The sequence below is a fragment of the Corynebacterium sp. NML140438 genome, from assembly GCF_001875725.1.
GTDB lineage: Bacteria > Actinomycetota > Actinomycetes > Mycobacteriales > Mycobacteriaceae > Corynebacterium.
The window spans coordinates 1-24331 of sequence record NZ_MLCQ01000002.1; the positions used below are offsets into that span (position 1 = coordinate 1).

The following is a 24331-nucleotide window of genomic DNA, read 5'->3' on the forward strand; positions in this document are numbered from 1 at the left end:
ACTGGTATAACGCGGAAAGACTCCAGCTGGGACTTGATGGTTGCACCCCGATGAAATACCGGGATAAGGCCTTTAAGGCGTTAGCCGGGTAGGATTACCCCTAGTCTAACTTTCGGGGGCAAGTTCAACAGAAATCCGGGGAACTTTTTCAAAGCGAAGAGGGCAAGCGCAGCCAAACCCCCAACTACAAGAACGGGTACGGGTCCCACCCGGTGAAGTATTCGATCCGTTCGCGCGCGATCAACAGGATGGCGGCCACCACGGCCACGAGCACAATCGCCAGGAACACCCACCCCGCGAAGCGCCGCACCCCGCTCGCCGCAGTGCCGTCTTCGGCGGGGGACAGGAAGTGGATGCTCAACGAAAACAAAGCGGGCAGTCCGGCGCCGAGGAGCATGCCTACGCCGAGGACCATGAGTAGTGATTTCAGCATTGGTGTCTCCTATTTGCCCAGGTGGTGGTTGAGGCCGTGGGTGGTGTCGACGATGTGCGCGGGCCCGGTTGGTCCGGTTTGGGGGCCTTCGGGGCCGTCGATTGGGTCCCAGTCGTCGTTGACGTTGTCGCGGTCGACGGGTTGCAGTTGCGCGCGGTAGAACATGTAGCCACCGCCGATTGCGAGTACGACGGTGAGGAGGATGCCGCCCCAGACGAGGTCGCCCCCAATTGTCGACGCCCACTTCGCCACCCACCACGTCACGAAGGAGATGGCCGCGGCGATCGGCAGTGTGGTGATCCAAGCGAGGGCCATCCGGCCTGCGACTCCCCAGCGCACTTCACCCTTCGGTCCCGTGAGGCCTGAGCCCATGATGGATCCGGTGGCGACGTGGGTCGTCGATAAGGCCATGCCGAGGTGGGATGATGTGAGGATGATTGCCGCGGACGATGTTTCGGCGGCGAGGCCCTGTGGCGGGTGGATTTCGACGAGCCCTTTGCCCAGCGTGCGGATGACGCGGAACCCACCCGAGTAGGTGCCGATGGCGATGGCCAGGGCGCACGCTGCTTGGATCCAGAAGGGCATGGTGTGGTCGGCGTCGAATTGTCCGGCGGCGACCATGGCGAGGAAGATGACGCCCATGGTTTTTTGGGCGTCGGAGGTGCCGTGCGCGAGCGCGACGAGCGACGCGGTGCCGATCTGCCCCCAGCGGAAGTAGGTGTCGCGGTGTTCGTGTTCGGCGTTGGCGGTGAGTCGGTAGACCAGCCACGTCGCGACGGCCGCAATGATCCCCGCGACGAACGGCGCGAACACGGCCGGCAGGATGATTTTGTCCAGGACGCCTTCCCACACGACGCCTCCCCATCCGATTGCCGCGATTGCCGCGCCGATCAGCCCGCCGAACAGCGCGTGCGAGGATGAGGACGGGATCCCGTACAGCCACGTGAACAGGTTCCACATGATGGCGCCGGTCAGCCCGGCGAACACCACGAGCAGCAGCTTTTCGGATTCGATGGTGTCGGTCAGGTCGAACCCGTCCAACTTCACGATGCCACTCGCCACCGTCTTCGCCACAGCCACCGACAGGAACGCCCCTATTAAATTAAGGACGCCCGCGAGCGCCACCGCCGTTTTCGGCTTGAGCGCCCCCGTCGCGATGGATGTGGCCATCGCGTTCGCCGTGTCGTGAAAACCGTTCGTGAAGTCGAAGAACAGTGCCACGGCGATAATCAGAATCAGAAGGATAGTGATACTCACAACGTCGAATTATTCCCCTCTCCAGCGCGGAATGAAACTCCGTGCACCGTTTTGCCTGCTGGGGCTTGCGTGGGGGTGTGCACTGAAACGGCTTTTCGACGCCCCCTTCACCACGGCAACCCCACTAATAGGAACCCCACAAATAGGAACGGCACGACCGTGCCCGCCACAATTGAGACCACAATCGCCGCAATCCCCAAGTCCTTCCGCTTACCCTCCAGGAACAGTGACCCCACGCCGAGCGCCAACCCGATCACTGGCAGTATGTACCGCACCGGCTCCCGTCCGAGGATCAGGAACGTCTTTGCAACGGCGAACACGAGGCCGAGCACAGCAACAACCAGCGCAACAGTCCCGAGCTGGTTTGCGCGCTTATGAGTCGGTGTTGGCATCGTCCCTCCGTGTATCTCGTTCATTTACAAGGTGTGAGGTTATAAGTGTATGGCGTTCCTGCGCTACAGCGGTCGATACAAAACCCGGCCACTCTCCAATCCTTGCGATTGTGACGGGCCGGTTTTCTTACCTGAACGTTAGCTGTGCACCACAGTCCAGCACGAAACGGCAGCGACCTGGGAAAACGCAAACGCGGCAAACAGAAAACCCGGATTTTGGTGCGAGCGTCCCCCTCGACCGGGCATGAAAAACTCCCCTACCAGCAACCTGGAGGGGAGCCCAAGAAACTAACTACTGCACCGCCACGAAGGACTTTCCGGAGAACATGTCTGGCGAGACCGCCAGCACACCATTCTCGATTCCCTCCGAAGGCACCGCGATAGCAATGTTGCCGGTGGTGCTTGCACCTTCGTACAGCGTGGTGATCTGGTCGAAGGCGTCTGGGGCGACGGCGAGGCTGTCGTGGGCGGCGAACGTGTTGCCGTCGGCGGAGACGTATGCAACCGAGCCGAATGGCGTGGCGCCTTCTGGGTCGTTGCCGGTGTAGGTGGCGGTGACGTTGATTAGGATGTACTGCTGGCCGTCGGAGGGGGCGTCGTTAAATGGGTTTTCGGCCATGACGGCGTCGGTGGCGTTGAGGTCGACGCTGTTGATGGTGTAGGACCATTCCTTGGACTCGATGCTGGAGCCCACTGGGAGCGGGTTGTCGCGGCTCGTGCCCTGCGCGTCCTTGCCCTTGTTCTCGATGGTCTTGCCATCCGGGCCGGTCTGGGCAGGAGGAGCGTTGAGTGCTTCGTCGGCGGCGTCGCCAATGTAGGCCAGGAATATGATCGGCGATACGATCGCACCCAGGACCGAGACGATGATCGCCCCGATGCCCATGCCCTTCTTCTTGTTCTTCATGAACAGGGACACGATGCCCAGGATGAACCCGATCGGCAGCAGGACCCAGCCCGCGATCAGCGCGCCCTTCACGAACGAAAGAATGAGGCCGAGGACTGCGACGATGAGGGCGATAAGGCCCAGCGTGTTCTTCGCTGGCGCCGCCTGCGCGGGCTGCGCATACATGGGCGTGGGCTGCTCAGGCGTTGGTGCGGGTTGAGTCATGGTTGCTCCCTAGTCGGTGGAAAAACAAAATTCAGGACCATTCAAGCCCCCCCCCCCCCTCATCATTTGTCAAGTTTCTGCCGGTCAGCGGCCGACCGCTTTTCGACGCCGGCTCCGCCCACCAAGCATGAAAAACTCCCCTACCAGCAACCTGGAGGGGAGTTGGAGAAGTGGGTTAGAACTTCAGCAGGCCAACCTGCTTCGCGCCGAAGGCCATTGCGCCCAGGCCGGTGGCAGCAACGGCGATCCAGGTGATGATCCAGCCGGCCTGCGTAGCCTTATATGCTTCCTCAGCCGAGGAGCCTGCCTTGATTGAGCCGGCAGCCATCTTGCCAGCGCCTTCCGTGTCAGGCATTGCGCCGAGTCCCTTGGTAGCCAAAAGTCCAAGGTATTCAAGTGCTTTATACGCAGGATCGTGTTCTTCCGCCTGTGCTGGCGCTGCGGTGGCGCTTCCGGCGATGGACGCTGCGGCGACCGCAACGGCGATAGTGCGCTTTACGTTCATAGGAACTCCTCAGTGAAATAGGGGGAAAATTACAGTTCGACCCCCATTCAAGCCCCCCCCCCTCATCATTTGTCAAGTTCTGGCCGGTCAGCGACCGACCGCTTTTTGACGCCGGCTTCGCCCACGCCGCTCGCGAAATACCACTCTCCGAGCATCTATTAGTGTGACTTATCTCATATGGTTAGTTTCTGAATAAAAACATCATTTACCTATATCAAACTTAAGATGGAGGAATCAATCAAATACCGCTAAGGAGATTCTTATGGCATGGATTTTGCTTGCCGAACTTGCGGTAATGCTGGCGTGCATCTGGTTGGGTTCACGGCACGGTGGCATCGCCCTCGGCTTTTGGGGAGGCATCGGCCTTCTCATTCTGACTTTTGTTTTTCGAGAGACACCGGCAAAGCCGCCTGTGGACGTGATGCTGATCATCCTGGCGGTCACGTGCGCGACAGCGACGATGCAAGCTGCTGGTGGTATTGATTTCTTCGTCCGGATGGCGGAGAAGATCATTAAGCGCTACCCGGAGCGGATCACGTTTATTGCTCCGATGGTGGCGTATATTTTCACGTTTGCTGCTGGTACCGGCCACATTTTGTACCCACTGTTGCCGGTTATCCACGATACGGCGCTTCGCAACGGTATCCGTCCCGAGCGTCCGATTTCGGTCAGTGTTGTTGCAAGTTTGCAGGGCATTACCGCGTCCCCTGTGTCGGCTGCGATGGCTGCGTTCATTGTGGTGGTTGAGGGTGCTGGCTATTCGCTTCCGAAGATTATGCTGATCGCGGTGCCGGCGACGATCGTCGGTGTGCTGGTCGCTTCGCTTGTGATGTTGCGGTACGGCAAGGAGTTGGAGGATGATCCGGAGTTCCAACGCCGTGTGGCAGTTGGTGAGGTCGAGGACATCCCGCTTCTTGTGAAGGCGCAGCGTAAGGCAAAGCGGGAGAAGATCTCGGTTGAGCAGGCGAAGGATCAGATCCTGGCTTCCTCAAAGGGCTCCGTGGCGGTGCTCGAGGAGACGGAAGGGGCGTCGGCAAGTATTGGTGCCGACGGCCGCCTCGAGGAGGACGTCACCGCTGAGAAGAATGGCGCACGGCCGGGCTCCCCGCGGATCACTGCTGCGATCTTCCTGGTCACTGTCGTGCTCGTCGTGATCTTTGGTGCAATTCCAGCACTTCGTCCTCCAGGGGAAGAAGGGAAGCCGTTGAGTATTGCGGTGCTGTTGCAGATTCTGATGCTCTCGGCAGCAGCGATCATGGTTGCGGTGACCCATGTGAAGGTTGGCGCGGTTGCTACCTCGTCCATCGCGAGGACAGGTTTGATCGCGATTGTGGGTATTTTCGGCCTCGCGTGGTTGGGCCTCACAGTTATTGAGGCGAATGAAGAGTTCATCGTCGGCGGTCTTGAGGGTCTGGTTTCGCAGTACCCGTGGATGTTCGCTATTGCCCTGTTTGCGTGCTCGATTGTGCTGTTCTCGCAGGCGTCGACAACACGCACGCTGATGCCGCTTGGTCTTTCCCTTGGGCTCGCGCCGGGTCTGTTGGCTGGTATGTGGCCGGCCGTCAACGGTGCATTCTTCCTTCCGACGTACGGCACGATCGTTGCAGCGATCAACTTCGACCGGACTGGTACTACCCGAATCGGAAAATTTGTATTCAATCACTCGTTCATGCTGCCGGGCGTAGTGGCGATCGTCGCTGCTGTCGCTACAGGCATGGCACTTGGCTCCATATTTGGTTAAAAGAAAGGAATCATTATGTGCGATATGCACGAACCAACTCCCCCGAATCCTGCATTTACGCAGCATCTCGCTGCAGAGACGCAGATCGCTAAGGAGACAATGCGCTACCATGAGCCGACGGCTGAAGGTGCGCCAAAGGAGCTGTGCGATCGGCTCGAAGAGCTTGTCGACGCCCACTCCGACACCATCATCGGGTTGTCCCAATACCTTCACGCGAACCCAGAAACCGCATTTGAGGAATACGGTTCGGTCAAGCGCATCGCTGAAATCCTGAAAGAGCACGACCTTGATGTTGAGGTTGGCGTCTACGGAGTTGAGACCGCGTTCGAGTCCCACCTCGTCAACGGGGACGGCCCAACGATCGCGATCCTGTCCGAGTACGACGCACTCCCCGAGATTGGGCATGCCTGCGGCCACAACGTCATGGCTGCGACCGGTCTGGGCGCCTATCTTGCCCTGGCAGCGCTCGTCCGCGAGAACCCGGATGCGTTCAAGGGCACCGTGAAGTACATCGGCACCCCAGCTGAGGAGGGCTCGTCGGGCAAGGAGGTCATGGCCCGCGGCGGCGCATTCAAACCAGAAGATATGGATGCGTGCATCATGGTCCACTCCTACGGCTACGACTTGGCGGACCAGGTCTGGCTCGGACGCCGCGTACTGAACGTCACCTTCCATGGCGTTGCCGCCCACGCTTCTTCGCAGCCGTTCATGGGCCGAAATGCGCTTGACGCTGCAGCAATGACGTACCAAGGCCTCGCGGTGCTGCGCCAGCAGGTTCCGCCATCAGATAGGATCCACGCGATCATCACGAAGGGCGGCACCCGCCAATCCATCATCACTGAGGAAGCGGAGATGAAGTTCTACGTCCGCTCCAAGTACCCAGACACGCTGAAGGACCTTTCGCGACGCGTCGAAAACGTGGTGAAGGGTGCCGCGCAGATGACCGATTGTGGCGTCGACATCGAATGGGACTACAGCCCCGCAACCCTCGGCGTTCGTGCGAACGACCAACTGGTTTCCCGCTGGGTCGAGGCACAGCGTCGCCGTGGCCGCGAGCCACTGCCTCGCGGCGTCGTGTCCGAGATCCTTGCCGCATCGACGGACTTCGGGAACGTCTCGTACCGAGTCCCGGGCATCCACCCGTTGATCAAGGTCGCGAACGAGGACCAGGCGCTGCACACCCGCGAGTTCGAAGCCTCCGTCGGCACCGAAAAGGGCGACCGCGGTGCAGTCGACGGCGCCTACGGGCTGGCTCAAGTCGCGCTGGACTTCCTTACTGACGCTGACCTGCGCAAGGCAGTGAAGGACGAATTCGAAGCCGCCGGCGGCTCCATCGACGTCGAGCACTACTTCGACTAACAGCCAGAACCACAAGAAGGGCGACATCCAAGGGATTGGGTGCCGCCCTTCTTGTGTTTGTGGGGCGGTGCCCTGCCAGTTTGCTGCGCAAGGGGAAGCAAGGATGGTTGAGGAATTCTCAAAAGCCATAAACTGTAGAAAATAACAGGCTATGCTTACATGCTAATAAGCATTAATTTAGTAGGTTCGATGTAGGGAGTCCTGTGATGATAATTAAAAATGTTGCGATCAAAGGGTTTCGTGGAGCTCTCAATCGAAAAGAGCTGATGCTTGAACAGGACTTTACAGTAATTACAGGGCGTAACGACGCCGGCAAATCTACTTTTCTTGACGCGCTGAATATATTTTTCGGGAATCAAAAGGTTTCTGATAGTGATTTCAGCAGATCTCTCGACGGTGAAACTGCCGAAGAAATATACATCGAAGTTTCTTTTTGCGATTTGCCACAGCAGGTAGTTTTTGACAGTACGTCTTCTACCACTTTCGAAGACGAATATCTACTTGATGAACAGGGATACTTGACTATCAGGTATACCTATACGTCCAAAGGTCGACTTCCTAAAAAATCCCTTTTGGCCAGGCACCCAGTGCTTAAAGAGAGCAGTGTCCCACTCTTATCGATGAAGAATGCAGCACTCAAAAAGCTGGTTACTCAACATCAACTTAGCTCCGTCGGGATTGACATGAAATCTAACGTAGCGTTGAGACAAGCCCTCTATAAGGATCTCACTCTGTTCGAATTTCAAGAAAGTTATTGTCTTGAGTTGGAAAACGTGGAAGGGGGCAAAGGGCTTTTCAGCAAGATCGAAAGGAATTTCCCTGCGTTCCATCTGTTTCGTGCCGAGAATGTCTCAGATGAAGGGGAGAAGTTTGTTCAGGATCCGGTGCGGGCGATAGTAAAGGAAGTGCTGGAGCAACATGTAGATAGTTTGGATGCAGTCGCGCAGAAAGTTGACGACGAGATTACAAATGCACTGACTGCAGTCTCTGATGACCTGGCACAACTTGCACCGTCATTGCGCACAAGATTCATGCCCCATGACGTCAGGGCAAATTGGGAGAAAGCCTACGCGTCCGTGGCTTTTAGTGATGCTCAGGGCGTTCCACTTGCCACGAGGGGATCGGGAATGCGACGCCTCGCTCTGTTAAGTTTCTTTAGGGTGCAGGCTGAAAGGGTTTCCAAAGGGATACCTGTAGTTTACGCTATTGAGGAGCCTGAAGCGTTTTTGCATCCAGACTTGCAGAAGGAAATTTGGCAAGCGTTAAACGACCTTGCCCTCCATGAAGAAAACCAACTCATCATAACTTCACATTCGGCGAATTTGATCGAAGGCACTTTGTGTACTCAAGTTAGGTACTTGGATGACGATGGTGTCCATTCTGTAAGCCCAGAGAAATCTGATGATGAAAAGGCTGATTTTGTACGCCACATTGAAAAGTCTCTGGGCAAATTCAGAGACACAGATATCGACTGCTTTATACTGGTAGAGGGCAAAAATGACATTACTACTCTAGAGAAACTGCTTCCTGCAGCGAGTGATCCTGAGTTAATAACTTTCGCAGGGCATTTCGAAAAAGGCAGAATAAAAACTTTGCCAATTGGCGGTACGGGGGCTGTCGGTCTCTGGCAAGGGAGACTTGATGAATTTGATAAGCCAGTCGTATTTTTGCGCGACGCGGATGACGATATTCCGGAGTTGCTGGAAGCGGCAGAAGTACAAAATGGACTGAAAAAGAAGGAAGTCTATACAATTAAGCATTCTCGTCGTGAGATGGAGAATTTTCTATCCCTGGATGTCATTATTGAGGTTTTGTCTAAAAAATGGAATCTGCCGGAGCATCAGCTAAGAGATGCGATGAACATGTTTGGAGTAACCGAAGATAGGATGGCGACGTGCAATGTCCCTGACGAGATGGCTCGTTCATTTTTGTATTGCCAACTTGATGGGGAACAGTATGAGGATGACCCAGAAAAGGTTGCCAAGAAAAGCGGTTCGGTGAAAAGGATTTTGGCCGATGCTTTCGCAATAGGCGACCAAGCGACGGAACATGCTTTGATGTCATCTAACTTTGGGGTTCTTGTGCGAGAGATAAATAAGATGCTTGCATGATGCGCACTTCAAGCTTCAAGCAATGAGCGGATGCTGGTCTGGAGGAATTTAGGTAACTGGTCGAGCGCGACGTGTCAGCGGAAGAACTATTTCAAGTTCCGTTGCTAATCAAACCGATCGAACCACTTCTCATTCACTACAGGTGCGAGCTGTACCCCACAGTTTTCACTTTTCAGGATGAGGTCGGTGAGCTGGTGCCCTCCGATGAGGTCAACGGTTGGGGACGCATCGGTTGCCGCCTTTCGGGCAGCATCGGTGAACCGACTCAGAGTGACGAGAATGGCGCGTTCAGCGCCACGGGTCATCGCGTCGCGCTGGAAGAGCGCTACCGTTTCGCGACCAATTGGTCGAGCGTCGGGGCGGTAACGCTTTACCTGCACGGCTACCCGCGATGAAAGCACCGGGGAAAGCGGCGCTGTTCCGATCGCATCGATGCCTTCGTCGCCCGACCCACCAATGTGCGTCAGTTTGAGCTCATATTGCTTGAGCAAGAAAATGATGAACTTCTCGAAACCCTCCGGACTCATTTGATGCAGCCGATTGAGCAGCTGCTCCCTCCAACTATCGGCGTCATTTTCGTCGCTCTCATCGATTTCCTGGGCGGACTCTGAGTCTTTGGGTATTTCGGTTTGCTCGCGAAGGGCTTTCGCTGCTCGTTGTTCACGGTACTTTTCGCGGTCAACGTCCTTGATGAGTTCCAGCGCGTCGAGTTGTGGCATACCGAGCAACTTTTCACCGAATTCGGTGATGAGGTACATGCCCCTGGAAGGCTGCTCGATCGCCGCGATTCTCTTGGCTGTGCTAAGTGACCACCCGGCTCTGTCCTCAAGGACGCTGACGTTTGGCCTGGTGGGATACATGATTTGGCCTAGCTTTTCAGCATTGGGATGATTCTCGGCAACTTGTGTGACGATGTCCCGTGAGGCTGCAGAGTCCCCCATCTCCTTAAGAGCCCGTAGCACTGGAAGCACGAGCTCTTGATGTGTGGGCATACCTTGTTCGCTGAATGAAGCCATGGAGTTACCGTAGCAGGAACGACCTGTTCAGTAGACTCGCCGTCCCTTACTCCACGAGCGCCAGGACCCAGCCGATCCAGCTGGCGACGGATTGCGCGCGTCGAAAGACGGTGGATTCTTCGATGCAGATGTTGTGCTGGCGCATTTCGTCCATGATGACGTCGAGGTTAGGGACACAACCGCTGGTGAGCGCGGTTTGCAGGAGAGTGTTGAAGATGTGGTGGTGGCTGAGGAGTCGCACGTAGGCGAGTTGGCGTTGTTTGTACCCGAGGTTGAGGATGTCGTTGCCTTGCTCGTTGAGGGCGTACTTCCCGGGCTCGACTCTATCGACAACCCCAAGATAGCGTGCCGCTGCGGTGTAATAGGCGGTTTGCCGGACGACGAGTCCCATGAAGTCGGTGACTTCTGAAGAAGTGGCTTCGTAGTCGGGTTGGGTGGAGAGGAATTCGATAAGGGAAAGGACGCGATCGAAGCGGTCAGCCTGGATGAATGGGATGTCGGAGCTGCCGTGGGTGTCATATGTGGTGACTTGTGTGCCACGAACTACGGCGAGCAAGTCTCCGACGGTGATGCCTTGGTCTTCGAAGCTGTAGGCCTTGCTCTTTATCAGTTCGATTGAAGAGAAATTCTCAGGGTCGGTGAAGATGTATTCGTACAGGTGATAGGTCAGGTTGGTGAACTGGGAGAAGACGAGTCGGATAGGTTTGTGTACGCGGGACTTGTAAAGGCGGTATGGGAAGTAGAGCTGTCGGACGTTGAAGTCGTCGTTGATGACGTTTTTGGCTTCCATGATTACCACGGAGCTCGGTGATTCGAAGCCGCCGTCGATTTCAAGTTGCGCCTTATTCACGTTGATACGAACCTGCTTATTCAGGGCCTGCTCGAGTGGTGAACTTTTCCCAAGGGCTGTTGGGCTGTGCAGGTTTACGCGGAAATCAAACTCCCCAGTGCCCATTCGTCCGTTGAAAGTCTCGATGAGGGCACCCGGCTCTTCGTTGAGGAAGTCGTTGAGCGCGCCAGAGACGACGAGCGCGTTGATAGCATTGGATTCGCTGGTGAGGTTGTCGATTCGTAGCGTTTCAAGCTCTGGCAGCGGGATGGCTGTGGGTGTGAGGTGGCTGGTGTCGGGGAATTCTTCGTAGAGGTTGAACCTACCGATGACGTATGAGCTCCTGCTCGTGGGCAGGACGTTGAGTTTTCTCGTGCGCAGTGGGGCGGCTACGGAGTCAGAGGTGTCGAACTTCGTCATGAGGCGAGGCTCGCGGAACTCTTTGATCGCTTCTGCAGTGATGTCGTAGAGCCCATTGGTCTCAACGGTTTCCTCAATGGGATACTTCTCCAGCAGAGCGTTCCAAGCGAGATTTGTCTTACCTTCTTTGCTAGCCACGAATGAGTACCTCCGTTATTGAACCGCGTTTGGCTGCCTTTGAATTAACCGCACGGCGAGCACTCACCGTGTGAATTTCAAAATCTTTGTAGAGTTCCCGGATTGCTTCGCAGTCACTATTGGACTGTAGAAATGCAATTCCTTGCTCCCTCAGTTTAAGGCACTCGTCACGCAATGTGACCTGATCTTGGTAACCAAACCCTTCTTGGGTGTACCCAGTAAAGGAGGAGGTTTGGCTTAGCGGCATGTATGGCGGATCAAGATACACGAAACTGTCTTGTGGCAGGTCCACCAGGCAGTCTTTGTAGTCGCCGCATCGCATATCGACCTCCGCCTCGTTCAAGTACTCTTCCAGCGCCAGAATCTGCTCTCGGTTGACGATGTTTGGGTTTTTATACTTCCCGTAAGGCACATTGAGCTGGCCTGCGGAGTTCACACGAAAGAGTCCGTTGAAGCAGGTTTTATTCAGGTATAGGATGCGGGCAGCTCGCTGGACGTCACTGAGCTCGCGGTAGGCTTCACTCCGGTCGAGTGCGCGAATGGAGTAGTAGTACTCGCTGCCGTGCTCGGCGTTGTGTTGTGCGTGTTCGTCTAGGATTCCTATGAGCTCAGACGCTGACTCCTTCACACACTTGTACACGTTGATGAGCTCCGCATTCGAGTCATTCACGCGTGCCTGCGCGGGCTGCTCATGCAGCAGGACGGCAGCCCCCCCGAGGAACGGCTCGACGTACACGGAATAGTTGTCCGGCACATGCTTCGAAATCTCTGGCAGCAGTTGTCGCTTGCCTCCTACCCACTTCAAAATTGGGGCCAAGGGTCGTTTCACCTGTGTCATTTCGGGCTCCTCGAAGTTGCTTGCGAATGATTCAGATGCAGTCTACTCAAGGCCCCGGACAAAACTCACTGATGCTCCTCAACACAGCTCAGACGCCTTTTAGCCTCCTCTACATCTCTCGTCGCAGTGAGACGCTGAAGTGCACCGTTGCCGATTGCCTATATTGTCGCAGCTAGATTTGGAATAGGTGCAAGTAACATAGAAATAGCGTGTCCTGAGACTGCCCGGGCCACGCTATAAACCACAAACTACCTAGCCACGCGGCGGGAACGGATCATTTCCATAAGAATTACGGTTCTGAATCTGTCCGTTTCTGCCATGGCTGTAGAACTCGGCACCTTTGTTCTTTGCGATTTCAATTCCGCGCTTCATAGCCTCGGCCTTTGTGTCGAAAATACCAGCGGCGCGCTTCGAACCTCCGCTTGCGACGCGCCAGCCATTTCCGCCGTTCGGGGTGACGTGGACCGTGTTTCGGTTACCCACTGGGAACCAACCTTTCCCTCGCGACACGCGAGAAAACTTGACGCACGTGGTGAAAGCACTGGTACCGTTGCGGGCGAGTGAACGTAGGAAATTTGCTCGCTGCAACAGCCCCGTGCCGCCCCGCGGTTACGGGGCTTTTGCGCGTCATTGAGTGAGTGTACATGTGGTTTCGCGTCGAGAAAAGTGGATAACTACACCGGTGTAATTTTCCACAGGGGGGTAGTTACGACTTTTCCACAAGCGTGAGACCAGTATCCACAGATTTCCACAGGGGGTATGAATTGACACAGTGAAGTATGACATGTAATGGAAAACAGCTTCTTGCAACCGCAACTTACTCTCACCTCATCAAAAGTCGGAGCTCCATCGACCGAAGCCAAGCTAAAATCGCTTTGTGAAAATTTTTCGATTAGAGGGGTGTCGTGCTCAAAACGATTCACAGCTTGGGGTCGGATTTCCAAGACACATCGGATCTTCGCAAAGCCCTCTCGGATCCAGAGCTACCTTAGCTCCAAGAGATCTTAGGTTGGATCGGTCGTCATAAGTTACTCGACCTTTATGGTCAAATGCCGGGCGACGTTGGAGCCTTCAAGATCACACCGTTGGGCGAGGATCTTGCCGAAACAGATACCAGCACCAGGGTCCTTGCAGAACGAGCCGTAGCGGGAGCAATTATGAATCAACAGACAAACTTCAACTTCGGTTTTGCCCAGAATATGCAAGGCGACAACAACATAATCTCGGTACATCAAGGTATGATTGCCCACCTCGACGAGATTAAGAACATTCTCAGCGACAAAGGCTACGAAGCTAAAGCCAAGGAGCTTGAAACAAAGCGCGTCGACTTAGGTTGAGAGAAACTGACTGGTCAAACATCCAGGCCTGGTCAGTTTGAACAGTTTGAGGAGTGTGAGACCTAGTGGATTCTCTCTTTGGTCAAGGAGGCCCTTTCGACTAAATCAGAGGTAGTTGTGTAGCCAATCAGGCATATTTGGATCGTCCTTTGCCCATGATTCCACTTCTTTTTCTTCTGACTCCCAGACGTTCTCATCACCATCGAAATACTTGAAGCGGTGGCACTTGATCTTGTAGACGGTATCTCCATCAAGCCGGTATTCATTCCAGTAGTAATTTTGCTTGCCGTAACCCTTCCACTCGTTTGTGGTGTAAATGGTTTTCATGGTCGGTCCTCCAAGATCGGTAACAGGGTCGTGCATCAACGATTGTATCGGTCGTACAACACCACTAGGGTCGTTTAGTCAATTGCCTGCTCAGTGATCTGTCGGTAATCCCAGCACGGTGAAGAGACCAACGTCTTGGTTTTTATTTTTCAAGGAGCCTGTCGTGCTCTGAGCGGACTTATTTGTTCGGGTCAAATTCGACTGAGTCGATGATCTCTTCGATCTCTTTATCCGACAAAGTGATGGCCACGACCTCGGGGTCAGCCGCACCGCCGGCGCCGGTGGAGACGAATACCCATGCGTCTTTGACGGTCTAGCCTTTGGAACAATTGGTTGTTCAGGTGGTCAGTTTGGCTTCGTCGGTGTTCTTGTTCTTGAGGTCTCAGGATTTCCTGAGCTTGAAGTCCGTACCGTGTGTATTGCAGAACTGGGCGTTCGCTTCGAAGTAACGAGGGCGTTCGATAGTTTGTGTGCGGGGCTTGGTTTACAAGTACTCCGCGAAACGGTTGGGGTATGCCACAGCTAGTTGGTTGATGGCTTGTTTCCATCCATTGGCCTTCGCTCCTTCAACATAGCCGTTGCGCTCAACGTCGCGTTTGGCTTCCTTCGCGCGTTGGGCAGCACATTTGTCTTCGATGCGAACAGAGGGCCAAAGCGAGCAATCAGTAAAGTCGCCGGTTGGATTAATGAAAAATTCTTCAGCCCGGAGGTGCTTTCAGCGATTGCACCGATAGCCGGCCAAGCCGCACTTGACACATTCTAAACGAAAGGATCCTCCCCATAATCTCTGCTGACCAAGCATAGGAGTATTTAGTTGACTCCGAGCGACCTTTATCAGATGGGCTAAGTGCTCTATACGTCCTCGCGAGCCGATTCGGGACTCTGGAACTAAAGCAATGGATCGACAAAGAACTGTCTGGCTACGGAGACGACGAACCCGTTCCCAGTTGATCGAACGGCTCGCGGCAAAGAATCATCATACCGAGGAATTTCTTGCGAAACCGATTGTGCTGGCGGAAGTAGAACAGCGACCACGGTGGTTTAGGCGGCTTGAACGGTTGGCTGGTTCGTTTCGGAAGCGTGGGACCTATGGCCCTGCACAGGTTATGGCGACGACTCCTCTGCCTAATGGGATTGATTGCATTCTAGACTACGTTGCGAGAAAGGCAGCCGGTTACTCCACCGGTTTGAAAAAGAATGAAGTAGACAAGCTCAAAGCGGACATGATGAATCGTCCTGATAGGTGGAAACCTGTAACGGTTGAGCAAGTCCGTGCCAAATGCAAAGAACTCGGTATGCGGCCGAATGATGTGGACGCGATCGCAGAGCTATTGCAGCGCCGGAAAGACGAGCGTTCTTTTCGGGTGGACTCCTCATGTCGGGGCTTCCATTTTTAAGAAAGCTAGCTTTAGGATCACCGTACTGACATCAGAAATCGTAGAACTCGAAGTCCATCTTGACTCTGTGGGGCATCACGGCTTATGGTGAGTACCTCAAGCCGCGAGGCAAATAGGCTCTGGCCCCCGATTTCTCGGGGGCCATCTTTTATTGCTCGGGCGTCCGACCAATCAATCAGGCATGTCAGAAATAAAAACGCACCCCCTCGCGTGGAGGGGGTGGCCATGTTGGTGCATACGTTACAGCGTGATCTGTCCACAATCCAGTCTCTTCACCGGCTCTGCGGAGTAATCGGTTTAGTATCGGAGACTGCACGACTACTTAGAGCGTTGGGTGTTGGGGCACCCCACTGATGGTTTGGCCCGGGAGAACGGACCCGTCCCAGCGCGGAAATGCTGAAGGCTCTATGTACTCCATTTTTGCCAGGTGGGAGTGGTCAGTGAGAAATCGGAGGGCCAGGTCCATGTTTCGTAGCCCATGCCGTCGAGGAAGGACACATCGTGACATACGAGATCCTTGCCCTCGAAGCTTTTGCCTAGATTGCGCAAGGGGCCGACGTAGACCCGCAGCCCAACCACGTTCGCAGTCTCACCGGGCTCCAACGGGACGAGCTCGGAATTCTCCTTCGCCACCGAAATCTTCTCGTCGACCATCCCGTGCGAAGGGAAGACCGCCGTCCTCCTCATCATTGGGGAGCAGAAGAAACATCCCACCAAACACAGCGAGGGTGGTTGCTCCGATCTCCAGAGAATGCTTCAGAGGAAAGTCATCATCGCCCATGTGTGGGCCTTTCGTCGCGAAATGCGTGGCCCATCTGTAACCGCACCCCACGGCTACACGCTGCGGACTGAGCCGATAAAATGGTGCGTAAACGCCCAGACGCCACCACCCCGATACCCCACAGATTGGATCAACGATGTCTCAGCCAAAAGACGACCTACCTGTCAACCGCCCCGAAGTGTTTGGTGCTGCAGACTCGGCAGACTCGACCGATCACGCCACCTGCATCCAAACGATCAACGCCGTCGCCCCAAGGCCGGACAACGCGCGGCCAGGGGTCAAGCGCCTGCTGCAGGGCGACGGCGCGAACCTCATCGTCTTCAATTTCTGCCCTGGCCAGACGTTGCCGGATCACAAGGCGGCCCACCCGATCACCGTGCAGTGCCTCAACGGGTCCCTCGAGTTCGAGTGCGGTGGCGAGCGTTTCCCGCTCAAGCAGGGCGAGGTTGTCCACCTACGCGCGTACGTGCCGCACGCGGTCTACTGCCCGGATGATGCCCTGTCGCAGGGCAACATTTTGCTGCTCAGCATGCTCACCGGCGAACGCCACGGCGAGCAAGACAGCTAAGCCCAAACACAACCTTAAAGGTGCACGATCTCCACGTCGTCCCAAACTTCGGCGAGGTACTCGGCGGCAACTAACCGGTGGCAGGTGGAGGGATCTGCTTCGGAGCAAAGCAGCACGGCGTCGTCAAAAAGCGACCGATCGAGCGACGAAACATCCCCAGCGTCGTACTCCTCGCGCAGCTGTTTCGAAAACTCATCGAAGCCAACCTCGTCATGCCGATACGCGCGCATCAGATCCGCCGACGGCGCGAGAGCCAGCTCATGCGTGTACGGTATGTCCAGGATGACCCGCAGGAAGTAGCGCAGGTCGTCCTTCTTGGTAAACCCAGCGAGCTGATTCGTGTTCGAGCGGCGAATATCCACCACGCGCCGCACGCCGGACTCGCGCAGCATGTCGAAGAACTCCTCCGCGCTCTTGTGTGAAAACCCGAGTGTGTAAATTCGCATAATCCTCCTAGATCACGAAGCCTTGCCAGCGGGCGGCCTGCAGCGAATCGTCCTCGCGCTCGCGCTGCGGATTCTGCCCTGGCCAGCCGAGCGTCAACCCGACGACGGGGAAGGCGTGGCGCGGCAGCTGCAGTGTCTCAGTGACCGCAGCCGTATCGTTGTGAATGTTGCCAAGGTAGTTCGCACCGAGCCCAAGCCGCTCGGCAGCGTTCACCGCGTTCTGGGCCATGAGGCAGGCGTCGGTAAAGCCTTCGACGAACACCTTCGGCTTGCTCGCAGCCACCGGGTCGTAGCCCTGCTCGCGCAGCTCCTGCGGTGCGTCGATCGAAAGGTCTTCAGGCTTGGGCGCAAGTGCATCAGTCACGCAGCCCACGGTACCGCAGGGACTCTTGCTTATCGACGCCCCACTGTCCCACCAAACGTCTTCCGCTGTGCCCTCGCGTTGCTCCACCCGGTGCAGCGGCGCTACCCGTACCCTCCATACCGCACACCCGATGCCATTCAGTGTTGATTTCTCAAAACTGGCGGATGGAGCTGTTTCGAAAATCATATCGGATTGTTGGTCGAGGTCACCCCGGGAAACCGGATGGATTTATACACACACATAGTGTCCCTTAAGCCAAATGATTTAGCTTCGGTCGCTGGACCAACTAGGATTCTTTACTGTGGCGCTGAACATAAATAAGAAAAACTATCGCCTGGCAGACATGAGCATTTCGCCAGACGAGTCGGTGCCGTACCCAGACCCGGACGAAACTGCCGAAATTATTGAAGACAAGATCGACATGGCTGAGTGTGGAACCATCTGGCACGTCAGGGAGTGGCGTGGTGATGACGGTCTGGTAGAACAGTTTGCCCTCATGCTGAACGTTACTTCTGCACACCCAGCGTATAGCCGTTGCCAGCAATTAAAAGGCAACCAGCACAATTTTGACCAGGTGAGACGCACCGATACGTGGCATAGTAGTGTGCATAGCCACCAGTATTTTATTGACTGTGAAGACTGTGATCGCGAAGTTCATCATGAGCTTGCCGGGGGTAGAGAAGAAGAAAAATCGCGTCGTGTTGTGAATGGCAGCTTTAAAAAGCACTACGATGGAATGCTGTATACGCAGTTCGACTATTTAGAGCGTTGGAAAAGGGGCAAGCCATGAACGAGAGCCAGAAGCGGCATTATCGTGCCCGGATGATTGTTGCGCAGCTGTTTCGGGAGATTCTGAACCAGAATGGCGAACGCGCTCGCCTTATGGAAAGTCTGGGCGTTGAGACGATGCCTGTGATTATTCCAGCGCTTGCCAATACGTTGGCTGCGAATATCCGCGATGCAGCGAATCGCCATTTCGAAGCTGGCGAGCAGTACGTGATTGTACCAGTCTGCCTGCGGGCACCCGGTGTGCATTCCTTGATGCTGAGTGTGCTCACTATTTCGACGCACAAGGCGAATACCTTTTGGCAAATGGACATGAACGAGCTCCACGAAAACGTTGAGATGGCTCAGCTTGTTGAGGCGCTGGACTCCACCCGGAAATGGGACATCAGTGAACTGGACATGCAGCTGCAAGAGCTCGAAGATCTCGCGGCGACTGTGTAGTACTCAAGCCGCGAGGCAAATAGGCTCTGGCCCCCGAGTAATCGGGGGCCACCTTTTTATTTCCACAGCACCCTCGGATTACTCCCATCTGCAATTCTGTTCACAAATTCCCGACTCCGCTCGCGACGACTATCTCTACCCCAAGAGACCTCGCTGGTCCCCTATCCTGTCCCCATGCCTACGATCCGCCGCGCCACGCCTGCCGATGCAGACGCCCTCGTCAACCTGTCCGCCGCCACGTTTACGGAGACCTTCGGCCACCTCTACGACCCCGCCGACCTTGAAACCTTCCTCGCCGAAGCCTACGACCTGCAGAAACACAAAACCTTCCTGGCCGACCCGGACTACGCCACCTGGCTCGTCGAGGATGACGGCGCCCTGGTCGGCTACGCGCTGGCCGGCCCATGCAGCCTCCCCCACCCGGATGTCCTTCCCGATGACCGCGAACTCAAACGCCTCTACCTCCTTGCCGATCACCAAAAGTCCGGCCTCGGCTCCACTCTCATCGAGCTTGTCCTCGACTGGATTGGTCCGCGTACCGCGTGGCTCGGCGTGTGGTCGCAGAATTTTGGGGCGCAGCGTTTCTACCACCGCTACGGCTTCTCCAAGGCTGGCGAGTACTTCTTTAAGGTCGGCAATCACCGCGACCACGAGTTCATTTACCGGCGTCCCGCTCCCTAACCTCTTCCGTTCAATCTCGAACGATTTTGGCGTCGTTATCCGACGGGCATTCCCAATTTTCGGGCACGGGCATTTGGAACTCATTCACGAGTATCTCGTATGCCGTCTTGTGCTGGCAACGTATAACGGCTGCTGTCTGGATCTTTCGCCATTTCAAGCGCGACTTATCTAGGTGCGCCTTCCATCTGCCTAGATCGGTATCGACGTTGAACTCCTGGCGTAGGCTCTCTAAGGCATCTTCCAATGACGGGCGGAAACGGTGCCCACCAGTAGGGAAATGGATTTTTGAGAGTCGGGGGAATTCCGAAGTAAATTTCTTTATCTTCTGGTCTTTGGTTGAATCCAACTTCTTCGTTAGGCCTAGAAGGTGGGTTACTTCGTCCCGATGCGCGTGAATGTGGAAGTGCGAACTCGGTCTGTTGGTTTTGTTGCGGTCGTACTCAACTCTGAAAAGTGGTTCGTCGTTTGATTTTGCTTGAGCGTGAACAGCGAAGCTGGAGTTCTCCACGGCCAAGAAACTGTGAGTTGAATCCCAGGTGCATTTAAACGTCGGACGCAATCCGAGTATTACGTGCCCGTTCCAAGATAGAGGAATGATGCCTACACGGTCCTCTATCTGCTTTAGGCGGATCGAAATGCTGCCGTTGTCAACTATTTTGCTACTAAACTCAAAATGCTGTCCGGTGAACGCCTCCACAGTGGCGGCGAGGTCTTCGCTGAACTCGGCGACCAGAGCCTGGAGTTTCTCAGTGTTTTTAGTCATCGCCAAGAAGCCAGCGCAGTTCCGAAACACGCTCCCACACGGCGAATTCACGGGGTGTGAGATTGTAGTTGTCCGCACGCTCTTCAAACTCTTCGAACGAGTCTCCAGAAAGGGATTCGATCGACTTTTTGAGTTCAGCAAGCTCATGACGTGCAGCTTCTTTCGACAGATTTTCAACGAGCGGGGCGGTCATGATCGCTCCTTTCGAGTAGGGCAAGTGAAAATTGAAAATGAACTATATGCCTTTATCTTAACTTTGCAAAAGACAAACGGATCCTGCCACCCCCAAACGACATAGAACAACCGTGCGATATGTTTCTGGATTTTCCTCGCGAATGCGGTGCTAGTCAAACTCCGTGAAACCAGCACGATCGTGCCGAAATAGCCTCTTGCGCACCACTATTCCGCACAATATACTTCAAAACGGCACGATGGTGCCGAAACTCCATACAGTTCCAAGCCCTCCAGAACCGCAACACTGAAAGGCCCCATGTCCCCCACGCCCCGCAGTCTCGGCGAGCAGGCTCGCGAGCAACGCCGCGCCATGCGCCTGACGCAGGCGGACGTGGCCGACCTGTCGATGGTGTCGGAACGGTTCATTCGAGAGTTTGAGCAGGGAAAACGTTCTGTCCGACTGGATAAGGTTGAGGCTGTGTTGGCTGTGCTTGGTTTGGATGTGGTGGCGGTGCAGCACGTTCCGGAGGCGCTGCGATGATCCAAGAGCCGATGAGCCAAGAGTCAGAACGCACCCCGGCCGCTGGTGTGTGGGTGAATGACGTGCTTGCGGGGCAGATTGTGAGTCGGGGTGGTGTCAATACGTTTAGTTACGTTGATGGGTACGCGGAGTCGGGTGGCGCTGCAGTCGCGACGACGTTGCCGTTCGGCAAGGTGGTGGAGTCGCCGTCGGGCGCGCTGCCACCCTTTTTTACGGGACTGTTGCCGGAGGGTCGTCGTCTGAGCGCGTTGCGTAGGAGCGTGAAGGCGTCGCTGGATGATGAGCTGGCGATGCTGCTCGCCGTTGGCGGCAACACGGTTGGTAATGTGCGGGTGCTGCCGTGGGGTCAGCCGCCGTCCGAGGTCGCACCGCTGGTGGACGTGCGCGATGGGTATGGCGATTTCGCTGACCTGTTGGATCCGTCGACCGGTTTTGATGCGAATGCGTTGGCGGGGGTGCAGGAAAAGGCGTCGGCACGCACGCTTGCACTTCCGGTGCGGGGTGACGCGATTTTGAAGGTTGCGCCGCCGGAGTTTCCGGGGGTCGTCGAGAATGAAAATGCCTGTTTGGCGGCGTATCGCACAATGCCTTCGGCGCGGGGCCGCGTGGTGGAGGCCCAGGTGGTTCACGATGGTTCAGGCAGGTCAGGCTTGGTCGTCTCGCGTTTCGACGGCCACTTCCCCCACAAACGTCCCGTCGAAGATGCTGCTCAATTGCTGGGCATCTATCCGAGTGAGAAATACAACGTGAGCTACGAGGATGTGTGTGCCGCGGTGCTTGGCGTGGTTGCTGCTCCGTTGGTTGCGGCGCGTGGGTTGGCACAGCAGTTGGCGTTTGCGTGGCTGTCTGGCAACGGGGATCTGCATGCGAAGAATGTGTCCGTAATGGATTCGGGTAGAGGCTTCGAGTTTGCCCCGGTGTATGACATCCCGAGCACCGTCCCCTACGGCGATACTTCCCTTGCGCTCCCTGTTCGCGACTCGACGTCTGGGTTGAGTTACAAGAAGTTCCTCGCCTTCGCGGAGGGTATTGGATTGCCGGAGCAGGTGGTTCGCAAAGTCGCCGACGAAGCCCTTGCCGCCACGGAGCATTTAGCCGAGCGCCTCATTCGGGACTGTGATTTTGATCCACGCCGGGCCAGGGATCTGAGGCGGGTGCTCCGGGCTCGTCGTGCTCACTGGTAGTCCAGGTGCAATTCTGTTCACAAAATCGCTAGCGCCATGTTTTCGACACCTTCCACCCCAGACCCTCTGCCCCCAAGCCTCGCTCCGCGCGAAGCTGGCCGTCGATAAGTAAGCTGAATTCCATTTATCCGCTAAGGTGTGTGGGGTCACATTATTGTCGAGTGAGAGAGGATTCCATGAGCGAGCGCTCTACCGACCCTGTACCTTTCAGCAGTGAACATCAGCTGGTTGCCGCTGACGAGTTCGAGCTCGAGAACCTCACCCCAGCCGACAAGCGCGAGATCCGCCGCACTCGACGCGCCCCGGCGCCGGATGGAAGTACCTGGTCGTGGGCGATTACGCTGTTCGGCACCGCCGTCGGCGCCGGAATTCTCTTCCTACCTATCGACGCCGGCTCCTTCGGCTTCTGGCCCCTCCTGCTTGCGACAATCCTGGTTGGACCAATGGTGTTCTTCTCGCACCGGATGTATTCGAGGATTGTGTCGGCGTCGCCGGTGAAGGGCCTGGACGTCCTGCAGGTCATCACTTCCCTGGCTGGTAGGAAGCGTGGTTTGGCGACGGCGCTGATGTACTGGCTGGCGATCTACCCGATTGTGCTGATTTACGGCGTTTCGGTGACGAACACGATGGACAGTTTCATTGTGAACCAGGTGGGCGGCCCGCACGTGGACCGTTGGTTGCTGGCCACGATTTGCGTCGGCGTGATGACGGGCGCCTACGCCCTCGGTAAGAAGGCGACGTTGTGGTTCGCGAACCTACTGGTCTACCCGCTGATCGTGGCGCTCGCGGCCGTCTCCCTCTACCTGATCCCGTATTGGGATCTGGACAGTTTCATGGCGTACAAGTCGGATGTGCCGTTGTGGAAGGCGATGCTGTTTGTGCTGCCTGTGCTGGTGTTTTCCTTTTCGCATATGGCGGCGGTGTCGCAGTTTGCGTTGGATGTGCAGAAGTCGCATGACGGTGATGTGGCCGGTACGGAGAAGGAGGTGTCGAAGATTGAGCTGATCACCTGTACCCTCCTGGTCAGCTTCACGATGTTCTTCGTCTGGTCCTGCACGCTTGCCCTTGGGGCGGATGGCATGGCTGCCGTGCGCGAGGAGAACATCCCGGTCCTTTCCTACTTCGCCAACACGACGAATGCCCCGTTCATGGCAGTGGTGACCCCGGTGGTCGCGCTGTGTGCGATTGCGTCGTCGTACTTCGGGCACATGCTTGGCACGGAGGAGGGCACGCAGTACCTGCTGCGCGCGGTCGCACCGAAGGCGACGGAGCGGTGGAAGCCGCGTGCGGTCCGTGCGGGCATCTATCTCTTCGTCTTCTTATCGACGGTCGCTGTCGCCATCTTCAACCCGTCAATCCTGAGCTTGATCTCGGTCGTCGGCGGTATTTTCATTACCCTGCTGGTCTACATCGTGCCGATGCTCCTCTTCCGCCACGCCACCGCCTTCCGCCACTACGCGAACCAGCCGGAGGCCATCTTCGTGTTCGGCCTGGGCGTCGTGATCATTTGCGTGACGGTCTGGCAGATGGTGGCGTAGTCCGGAGGGTTGCACGTTTATGGCGCGGAAGTTACAGTTATAAGTGTAAATTCCCTGGAGGTGAAGCACTGTGACAACGAAAACTAATCCCGCAATTGAGGTCACCCAAGCTGTTGAGCAACAGGCCAGCCAAGTCGTGGCTAACCCCGAGACCTTTCATGATGCCGTGCGCGGTACGTTTCCACCCGCGTTAGCCTCATTTATCGAGTCCATCTTGGCCAGGGTTGCGCGTGGAGAGAATGTCTCAGTCTCCCGACCTTCCGAGGTACTCACCACTACTGAGGCCGCTGAGCATCTCGGCATTTCCCGACCGACTCTGATGAAACGGCTTCGAGAAGGCGAAATCGATTACTTCAAAGTCGGGTCGCACACGCGGCTTCGCAGGGAAGACGTTGCTGTATACAAGCAGCGCCGCCACGCACGCGCCCGCGACGAGTTCGACGCGATTCGCGACCTCGATAATGAAATCGAAGGCCTGTGAGTGTTCCGGTCCTGTTTGACGCCAACGTCTGGTACTCCCGCACCCTCACCGACTGGTGTTTCTTACTTTTCTTGGCCTCAGATGAAGGGGGCGCCACTCTTCTTTCCGGCGTGGACCGAGGATATAATCGCCGAAGCTCAATATCATTTGCGTAGAAATAAACCACACGCTCCCGAGGCGGCTATTTCAAAACGTTTCAAGCGAATTCGAGGCGCGTTGGCAGACTGGGAAATTTTTGATTTTGAGGTCAGTGTCCGAAGTCACGACATAGTTGACACGGCGTGCCTGCGAGAACCTTCCTGATGGTTGACACCTCAGCCGCGACATAGTTGACACTTAGCCCGAGGAAACAACCTGGGGTGGTGGTTGACACCA

General features: G+C 56.0%; 27 protein-coding genes and 3 pseudogenes. 14 read left to right on the forward strand and 16 right to left on the reverse strand.

The window, feature by feature from the left end; genetic code table 11:
* A partial coding sequence (locus tag BJP08_RS11960; RefSeq protein ID WP_369816359.1) for an IS3 family transposase occupies positions 1–92 on the forward strand: 92 nt, incomplete at its 5' end.
* Between the two features lie 92 nt (positions 93–184).
* On the opposite strand, the gene BJP08_RS00115 is transcribed toward BJP08_RS11960, so the two are convergent.
* From BJP08_RS00115 to BJP08_RS00135, 5 genes are all read right to left on the reverse strand, one after another.
* Positions 185–433, reverse strand: a complete 249-nt coding sequence (locus BJP08_RS00115; RefSeq protein WP_071567608.1) for a hypothetical protein — start codon at positions 431–433, stop codon at positions 185–187.
* Between the two features lie 9 nt (positions 434–442).
* The gene (locus BJP08_RS00120; RefSeq protein ID WP_071567609.1) at positions 443–1690 is read right to left on the reverse strand and encodes an inorganic phosphate transporter; all 1248 of its coding nucleotides are present in this window, start codon (positions 1688–1690) and stop codon (positions 443–445) included.
* A 107-nt stretch (positions 1691–1797) separates the two neighbouring features.
* Positions 1798–2082, reverse strand: coding sequence for a hypothetical protein (locus tag BJP08_RS00125; protein ID WP_143109950.1), 285 nt, complete (start codon positions 2080–2082; stop codon positions 1798–1800).
* A 292-nt stretch (positions 2083–2374) separates the two neighbouring features.
* On the reverse strand, positions 2375–3190 hold the full coding sequence (locus BJP08_RS00130) for a DUF4352 domain-containing protein (RefSeq protein ID WP_255364700.1): 816 nt from the start codon (positions 3188–3190) through the stop codon (positions 2375–2377).
* A 175-nt stretch (positions 3191–3365) separates the two neighbouring features.
* Positions 3366–3695: a hypothetical protein gene (locus BJP08_RS00135; RefSeq protein ID WP_071567611.1), complete on the reverse strand. Its 330-nt coding sequence runs from the start codon at positions 3693–3695 to the stop codon at positions 3366–3368.
* Between the two features lie 262 nt (positions 3696–3957).
* Here BJP08_RS00135 and BJP08_RS00140 point away from each other — a divergent pair, with 262 nt between their 5' ends.
* From BJP08_RS00140 to BJP08_RS00150, 3 genes are all read left to right on the forward strand, one after another.
* Complete coding sequence (locus BJP08_RS00140) at positions 3958–5436, forward strand: anaerobic C4-dicarboxylate transporter family protein (protein ID WP_071567612.1); 1479 nt, start codon at positions 3958–3960, stop codon at positions 5434–5436.
* A 15-nt stretch (positions 5437–5451) separates the two neighbouring features.
* Entirely contained in the window at positions 5452–6795 is a 1344-nt protein-coding gene (locus BJP08_RS00145; RefSeq protein WP_071567613.1) for a M20 family metallopeptidase, read from the forward strand.
* A gap of 206 nt (positions 6796–7001) precedes the next feature.
* Complete coding sequence (locus tag BJP08_RS00150) at positions 7002–8906, forward strand: ATP-dependent endonuclease (protein ID WP_071567614.1); 1905 nt, start codon at positions 7002–7004, stop codon at positions 8904–8906.
* Positions 8907–9010: 104 nt separating this feature from the next.
* On the opposite strand, the gene BJP08_RS00155 is transcribed toward BJP08_RS00150, so the two are convergent.
* From BJP08_RS00155 to BJP08_RS00170, 4 genes are all read right to left on the reverse strand, one after another.
* On the reverse strand, positions 9011–9922 hold the full coding sequence (locus BJP08_RS00155) for a restriction endonuclease (protein ID WP_071567615.1): 912 nt from the start codon (positions 9920–9922) through the stop codon (positions 9011–9013).
* A 46-nt stretch (positions 9923–9968) separates the two neighbouring features.
* Positions 9969–11309, reverse strand: coding sequence for a hypothetical protein (locus BJP08_RS00160; RefSeq protein ID WP_071567616.1), 1341 nt, complete (start codon positions 11307–11309; stop codon positions 9969–9971).
* The gene (locus BJP08_RS00165; RefSeq protein WP_071567617.1) at positions 11302–12147 is read right to left on the reverse strand and encodes a DNA adenine methylase; all 846 of its coding nucleotides are present in this window, start codon (positions 12145–12147) and stop codon (positions 11302–11304) included. The genes BJP08_RS00160 and BJP08_RS00165 overlap by 8 nt, the downstream gene beginning before the upstream one ends.
* Positions 12148–12399: 252 nt before the next feature.
* Positions 12400–12630 carry a DUF2188 domain-containing protein gene (locus BJP08_RS00170; protein ID WP_071567618.1) on the reverse strand — a complete coding sequence of 77 codons (231 nt, stop codon included), beginning with the start codon at positions 12628–12630 and terminating at the stop codon, positions 12400–12402.
* A 566-nt stretch (positions 12631–13196) separates the two neighbouring features.
* Between BJP08_RS00170 and BJP08_RS00175 the strand changes: the two genes are divergently transcribed.
* Positions 13197–13484 carry a hypothetical protein gene (locus BJP08_RS00175; RefSeq protein ID WP_071567619.1) on the forward strand — a complete coding sequence of 96 codons (288 nt, stop codon included), beginning with the start codon at positions 13197–13199 and terminating at the stop codon, positions 13482–13484.
* A gap of 105 nt (positions 13485–13589) precedes the next feature.
* Here the strand turns inward: BJP08_RS00175 and BJP08_RS00180 are convergent, their stop codons facing one another.
* Together BJP08_RS00180 and BJP08_RS00185 are read right to left on the reverse strand one after the other, a co-directional pair.
* Positions 13590–13847 carry a hypothetical protein gene (locus tag BJP08_RS00180; protein ID WP_255364702.1) on the reverse strand — a complete coding sequence of 86 codons (258 nt, stop codon included), beginning with the start codon at positions 13845–13847 and terminating at the stop codon, positions 13590–13592.
* Positions 13848–14295: 448 nt separating this feature from the next.
* A pseudogene (locus BJP08_RS00185) lies at positions 14296–14451 on the reverse strand (IS256 family transposase); the annotation flags it as partial.
* 182 nt (positions 14452–14633) lie between these two features.
* Between BJP08_RS00185 and BJP08_RS11965 the strand changes: the two are divergent.
* Positions 14634–14762 (forward strand): annotated as a pseudogene (locus BJP08_RS11965) (hypothetical protein); the annotation flags it as partial.
* A gap of 851 nt (positions 14763–15613) precedes the next feature.
* Here the strand turns inward: BJP08_RS11965 and BJP08_RS00195 are convergent.
* On the reverse strand, positions 15614–15898 hold the full coding sequence (locus BJP08_RS00195) for a hypothetical protein (protein WP_143109951.1): 285 nt from the start codon (positions 15896–15898) through the stop codon (positions 15614–15616).
* A gap of 227 nt (positions 15899–16125) precedes the next feature.
* On the opposite strand from BJP08_RS00195, the gene BJP08_RS00200 reads away from it, so the two are divergent.
* A complete protein-coding gene (locus tag BJP08_RS00200) occupies positions 16126–16557 on the forward strand; it encodes a cupin domain-containing protein (RefSeq protein ID WP_255364703.1) in 432 nt (143 codons plus the stop codon).
* Between the two features lie 14 nt (positions 16558–16571).
* Here BJP08_RS00200 and BJP08_RS00205 read toward each other — a convergent pair whose 3' ends face one another.
* Together BJP08_RS00205 and BJP08_RS11795 are read right to left on the reverse strand one after the other, a co-directional pair.
* The gene (locus tag BJP08_RS00205; RefSeq protein ID WP_071567622.1) at positions 16572–17003 is read right to left on the reverse strand and encodes a DUF488 family protein; all 432 of its coding nucleotides are present in this window, start codon (positions 17001–17003) and stop codon (positions 16572–16574) included.
* 7 nt (positions 17004–17010) lie between these two features.
* Positions 17011–17310: pseudogene (locus tag BJP08_RS11795) on the reverse strand (nitroreductase family protein); the annotation flags it as partial.
* Between the two features lie 358 nt (positions 17311–17668).
* On the opposite strand from BJP08_RS11795, the gene BJP08_RS00215 reads away from it, so the two are divergent.
* From BJP08_RS00215 to BJP08_RS00225, 3 genes are all read left to right on the forward strand, one after another.
* Positions 17669–18157, forward strand: coding sequence for a hypothetical protein (locus tag BJP08_RS00215; protein ID WP_071567624.1), 489 nt, complete (start codon positions 17669–17671; stop codon positions 18155–18157).
* Positions 18154–18594, forward strand: a complete 441-nt coding sequence (locus tag BJP08_RS00220; protein WP_071567625.1) for a hypothetical protein — start codon at positions 18154–18156, stop codon at positions 18592–18594. The genes BJP08_RS00215 and BJP08_RS00220 overlap by 4 nt, the downstream gene beginning before the upstream one ends.
* Before the next feature lie 174 nt (positions 18595–18768).
* Positions 18769–19275 carry a GNAT family N-acetyltransferase gene (locus BJP08_RS00225; protein WP_071567626.1) on the forward strand — a complete coding sequence of 169 codons (507 nt, stop codon included), beginning with the start codon at positions 18769–18771 and terminating at the stop codon, positions 19273–19275.
* A gap of 10 nt (positions 19276–19285) precedes the next feature.
* Here BJP08_RS00225 and BJP08_RS00230 read toward each other — a convergent pair whose 3' ends face one another.
* On the reverse strand, positions 19286–20038 hold the full coding sequence (locus BJP08_RS00230; RefSeq protein ID WP_071567627.1) for a hypothetical protein: 753 nt from the start codon (positions 20036–20038) through the stop codon (positions 19286–19288).
* A complete protein-coding gene (locus tag BJP08_RS00235) occupies positions 20031–20231 on the reverse strand; it encodes a hypothetical protein (RefSeq protein WP_070361681.1) in 201 nt (66 codons plus the stop codon). The genes BJP08_RS00230 and BJP08_RS00235 overlap by 8 nt, the downstream gene beginning before the upstream one ends.
* Before the next feature lie 297 nt (positions 20232–20528).
* Between BJP08_RS00235 and BJP08_RS00240 the strand changes: the two genes are divergently transcribed.
* From BJP08_RS00240 to BJP08_RS00255, 4 genes are all read left to right on the forward strand, one after another.
* Entirely contained in the window at positions 20529–20753 is a 225-nt protein-coding gene (locus tag BJP08_RS00240; RefSeq protein WP_070361682.1) for a helix-turn-helix domain-containing protein, read from the forward strand.
* Positions 20750–21937: a type II toxin-antitoxin system HipA family toxin gene (locus BJP08_RS00245; RefSeq protein ID WP_071567628.1), complete on the forward strand. Its 1188-nt coding sequence runs from the start codon at positions 20750–20752 to the stop codon at positions 21935–21937. The genes BJP08_RS00240 and BJP08_RS00245 overlap by 4 nt, the downstream gene beginning before the upstream one ends.
* 176 nt (positions 21938–22113) lie before the next feature.
* Positions 22114–23475, forward strand: a complete 1362-nt coding sequence (locus BJP08_RS00250) for an amino acid permease (protein ID WP_143109952.1) — start codon at positions 22114–22116, stop codon at positions 23473–23475.
* Positions 23476–23545: 70 nt separating this feature from the next.
* The gene (locus tag BJP08_RS00255) at positions 23546–23956 is read left to right on the forward strand and encodes a helix-turn-helix domain-containing protein (RefSeq protein WP_071567629.1); all 411 of its coding nucleotides are present in this window, start codon (positions 23546–23548) and stop codon (positions 23954–23956) included.
* The last annotated feature ends 375 nt before the right edge of the window (positions 23957–24331 follow it).

Coding starts and splice junctions, on each gene's coding strand:
- BJP08_RS00165 (WP_071567617.1), bottom strand. CDS start 12,147: ATGACACAGGTGAAACGACCCTTGGCCCCAATTTTGAAGTGGGTAGGA.
- BJP08_RS00220 (WP_071567625.1), top strand. CDS start 18,154: ATGAACGAGAGCCAGAAGCGGCATTATCGTGCCCGGATGATTGTTGCG.
- BJP08_RS00195 (WP_143109951.1), bottom strand. CDS start 15,898: ATGATGAGGAGGACGGCGGTCTTCCCTTCGCACGGGATGGTCGACGAG.
- BJP08_RS00155 (WP_071567615.1), bottom strand. CDS start 9,922: ATGGCTTCATTCAGCGAACAAGGTATGCCCACACATCAAGAGCTCGTG.
- BJP08_RS00240 (WP_070361682.1), top strand. CDS start 20,529: ATGTCCCCCACGCCCCGCAGTCTCGGCGAGCAGGCTCGCGAGCAACGC.
- BJP08_RS00205 (WP_071567622.1), bottom strand. CDS start 17,003: ATGCGAATTTACACACTCGGGTTTTCACACAAGAGCGCGGAGGAGTTC.
- BJP08_RS00150 (WP_071567614.1), top strand. CDS start 7,002: ATGATAATTAAAAATGTTGCGATCAAAGGGTTTCGTGGAGCTCTCAAT.
- BJP08_RS00115 (WP_071567608.1), bottom strand. CDS start 433: ATGCTGAAATCACTACTCATGGTCCTCGGCGTAGGCATGCTCCTCGGC.
- BJP08_RS00135 (WP_071567611.1), bottom strand. CDS start 3,695: ATGAACGTAAAGCGCACTATCGCCGTTGCGGTCGCCGCAGCGTCCATC.
- BJP08_RS00180 (WP_255364702.1), bottom strand. CDS start 13,847: ATGCACGACCCTGTTACCGATCTTGGAGGACCGACCATGAAAACCATT.
- BJP08_RS00125 (WP_143109950.1), bottom strand. CDS start 2,082: ATGCCAACACCGACTCATAAGCGCGCAAACCAGCTCGGGACTGTTGCG.
- BJP08_RS00140 (WP_071567612.1), top strand. CDS start 3,958: ATGGCATGGATTTTGCTTGCCGAACTTGCGGTAATGCTGGCGTGCATC.
- BJP08_RS00230 (WP_071567627.1), bottom strand. CDS start 20,038: ATGACTAAAAACACTGAGAAACTCCAGGCTCTGGTCGCCGAGTTCAGC.
- BJP08_RS00145 (WP_071567613.1), top strand. CDS start 5,452: ATGTGCGATATGCACGAACCAACTCCCCCGAATCCTGCATTTACGCAG.
- BJP08_RS00225 (WP_071567626.1), top strand. CDS start 18,769: ATGCCTACGATCCGCCGCGCCACGCCTGCCGATGCAGACGCCCTCGTC.
- BJP08_RS00245 (WP_071567628.1), top strand. CDS start 20,750: ATGATCCAAGAGCCGATGAGCCAAGAGTCAGAACGCACCCCGGCCGCT.
- BJP08_RS00175 (WP_071567619.1), top strand. CDS start 13,197: ATGCCGGGCGACGTTGGAGCCTTCAAGATCACACCGTTGGGCGAGGAT.
- BJP08_RS00130 (WP_255364700.1), bottom strand. CDS start 3,190: ATGACTCAACCCGCACCAACGCCTGAGCAGCCCACGCCCATGTATGCG.
- BJP08_RS00200 (WP_255364703.1), top strand. CDS start 16,126: ATGTCTCAGCCAAAAGACGACCTACCTGTCAACCGCCCCGAAGTGTTT.
- BJP08_RS00235 (WP_070361681.1), bottom strand. CDS start 20,231: ATGACCGCCCCGCTCGTTGAAAATCTGTCGAAAGAAGCTGCACGTCAT.
- BJP08_RS00250 (WP_143109952.1), top strand. CDS start 22,114: ATGAGCGAGCGCTCTACCGACCCTGTACCTTTCAGCAGTGAACATCAG.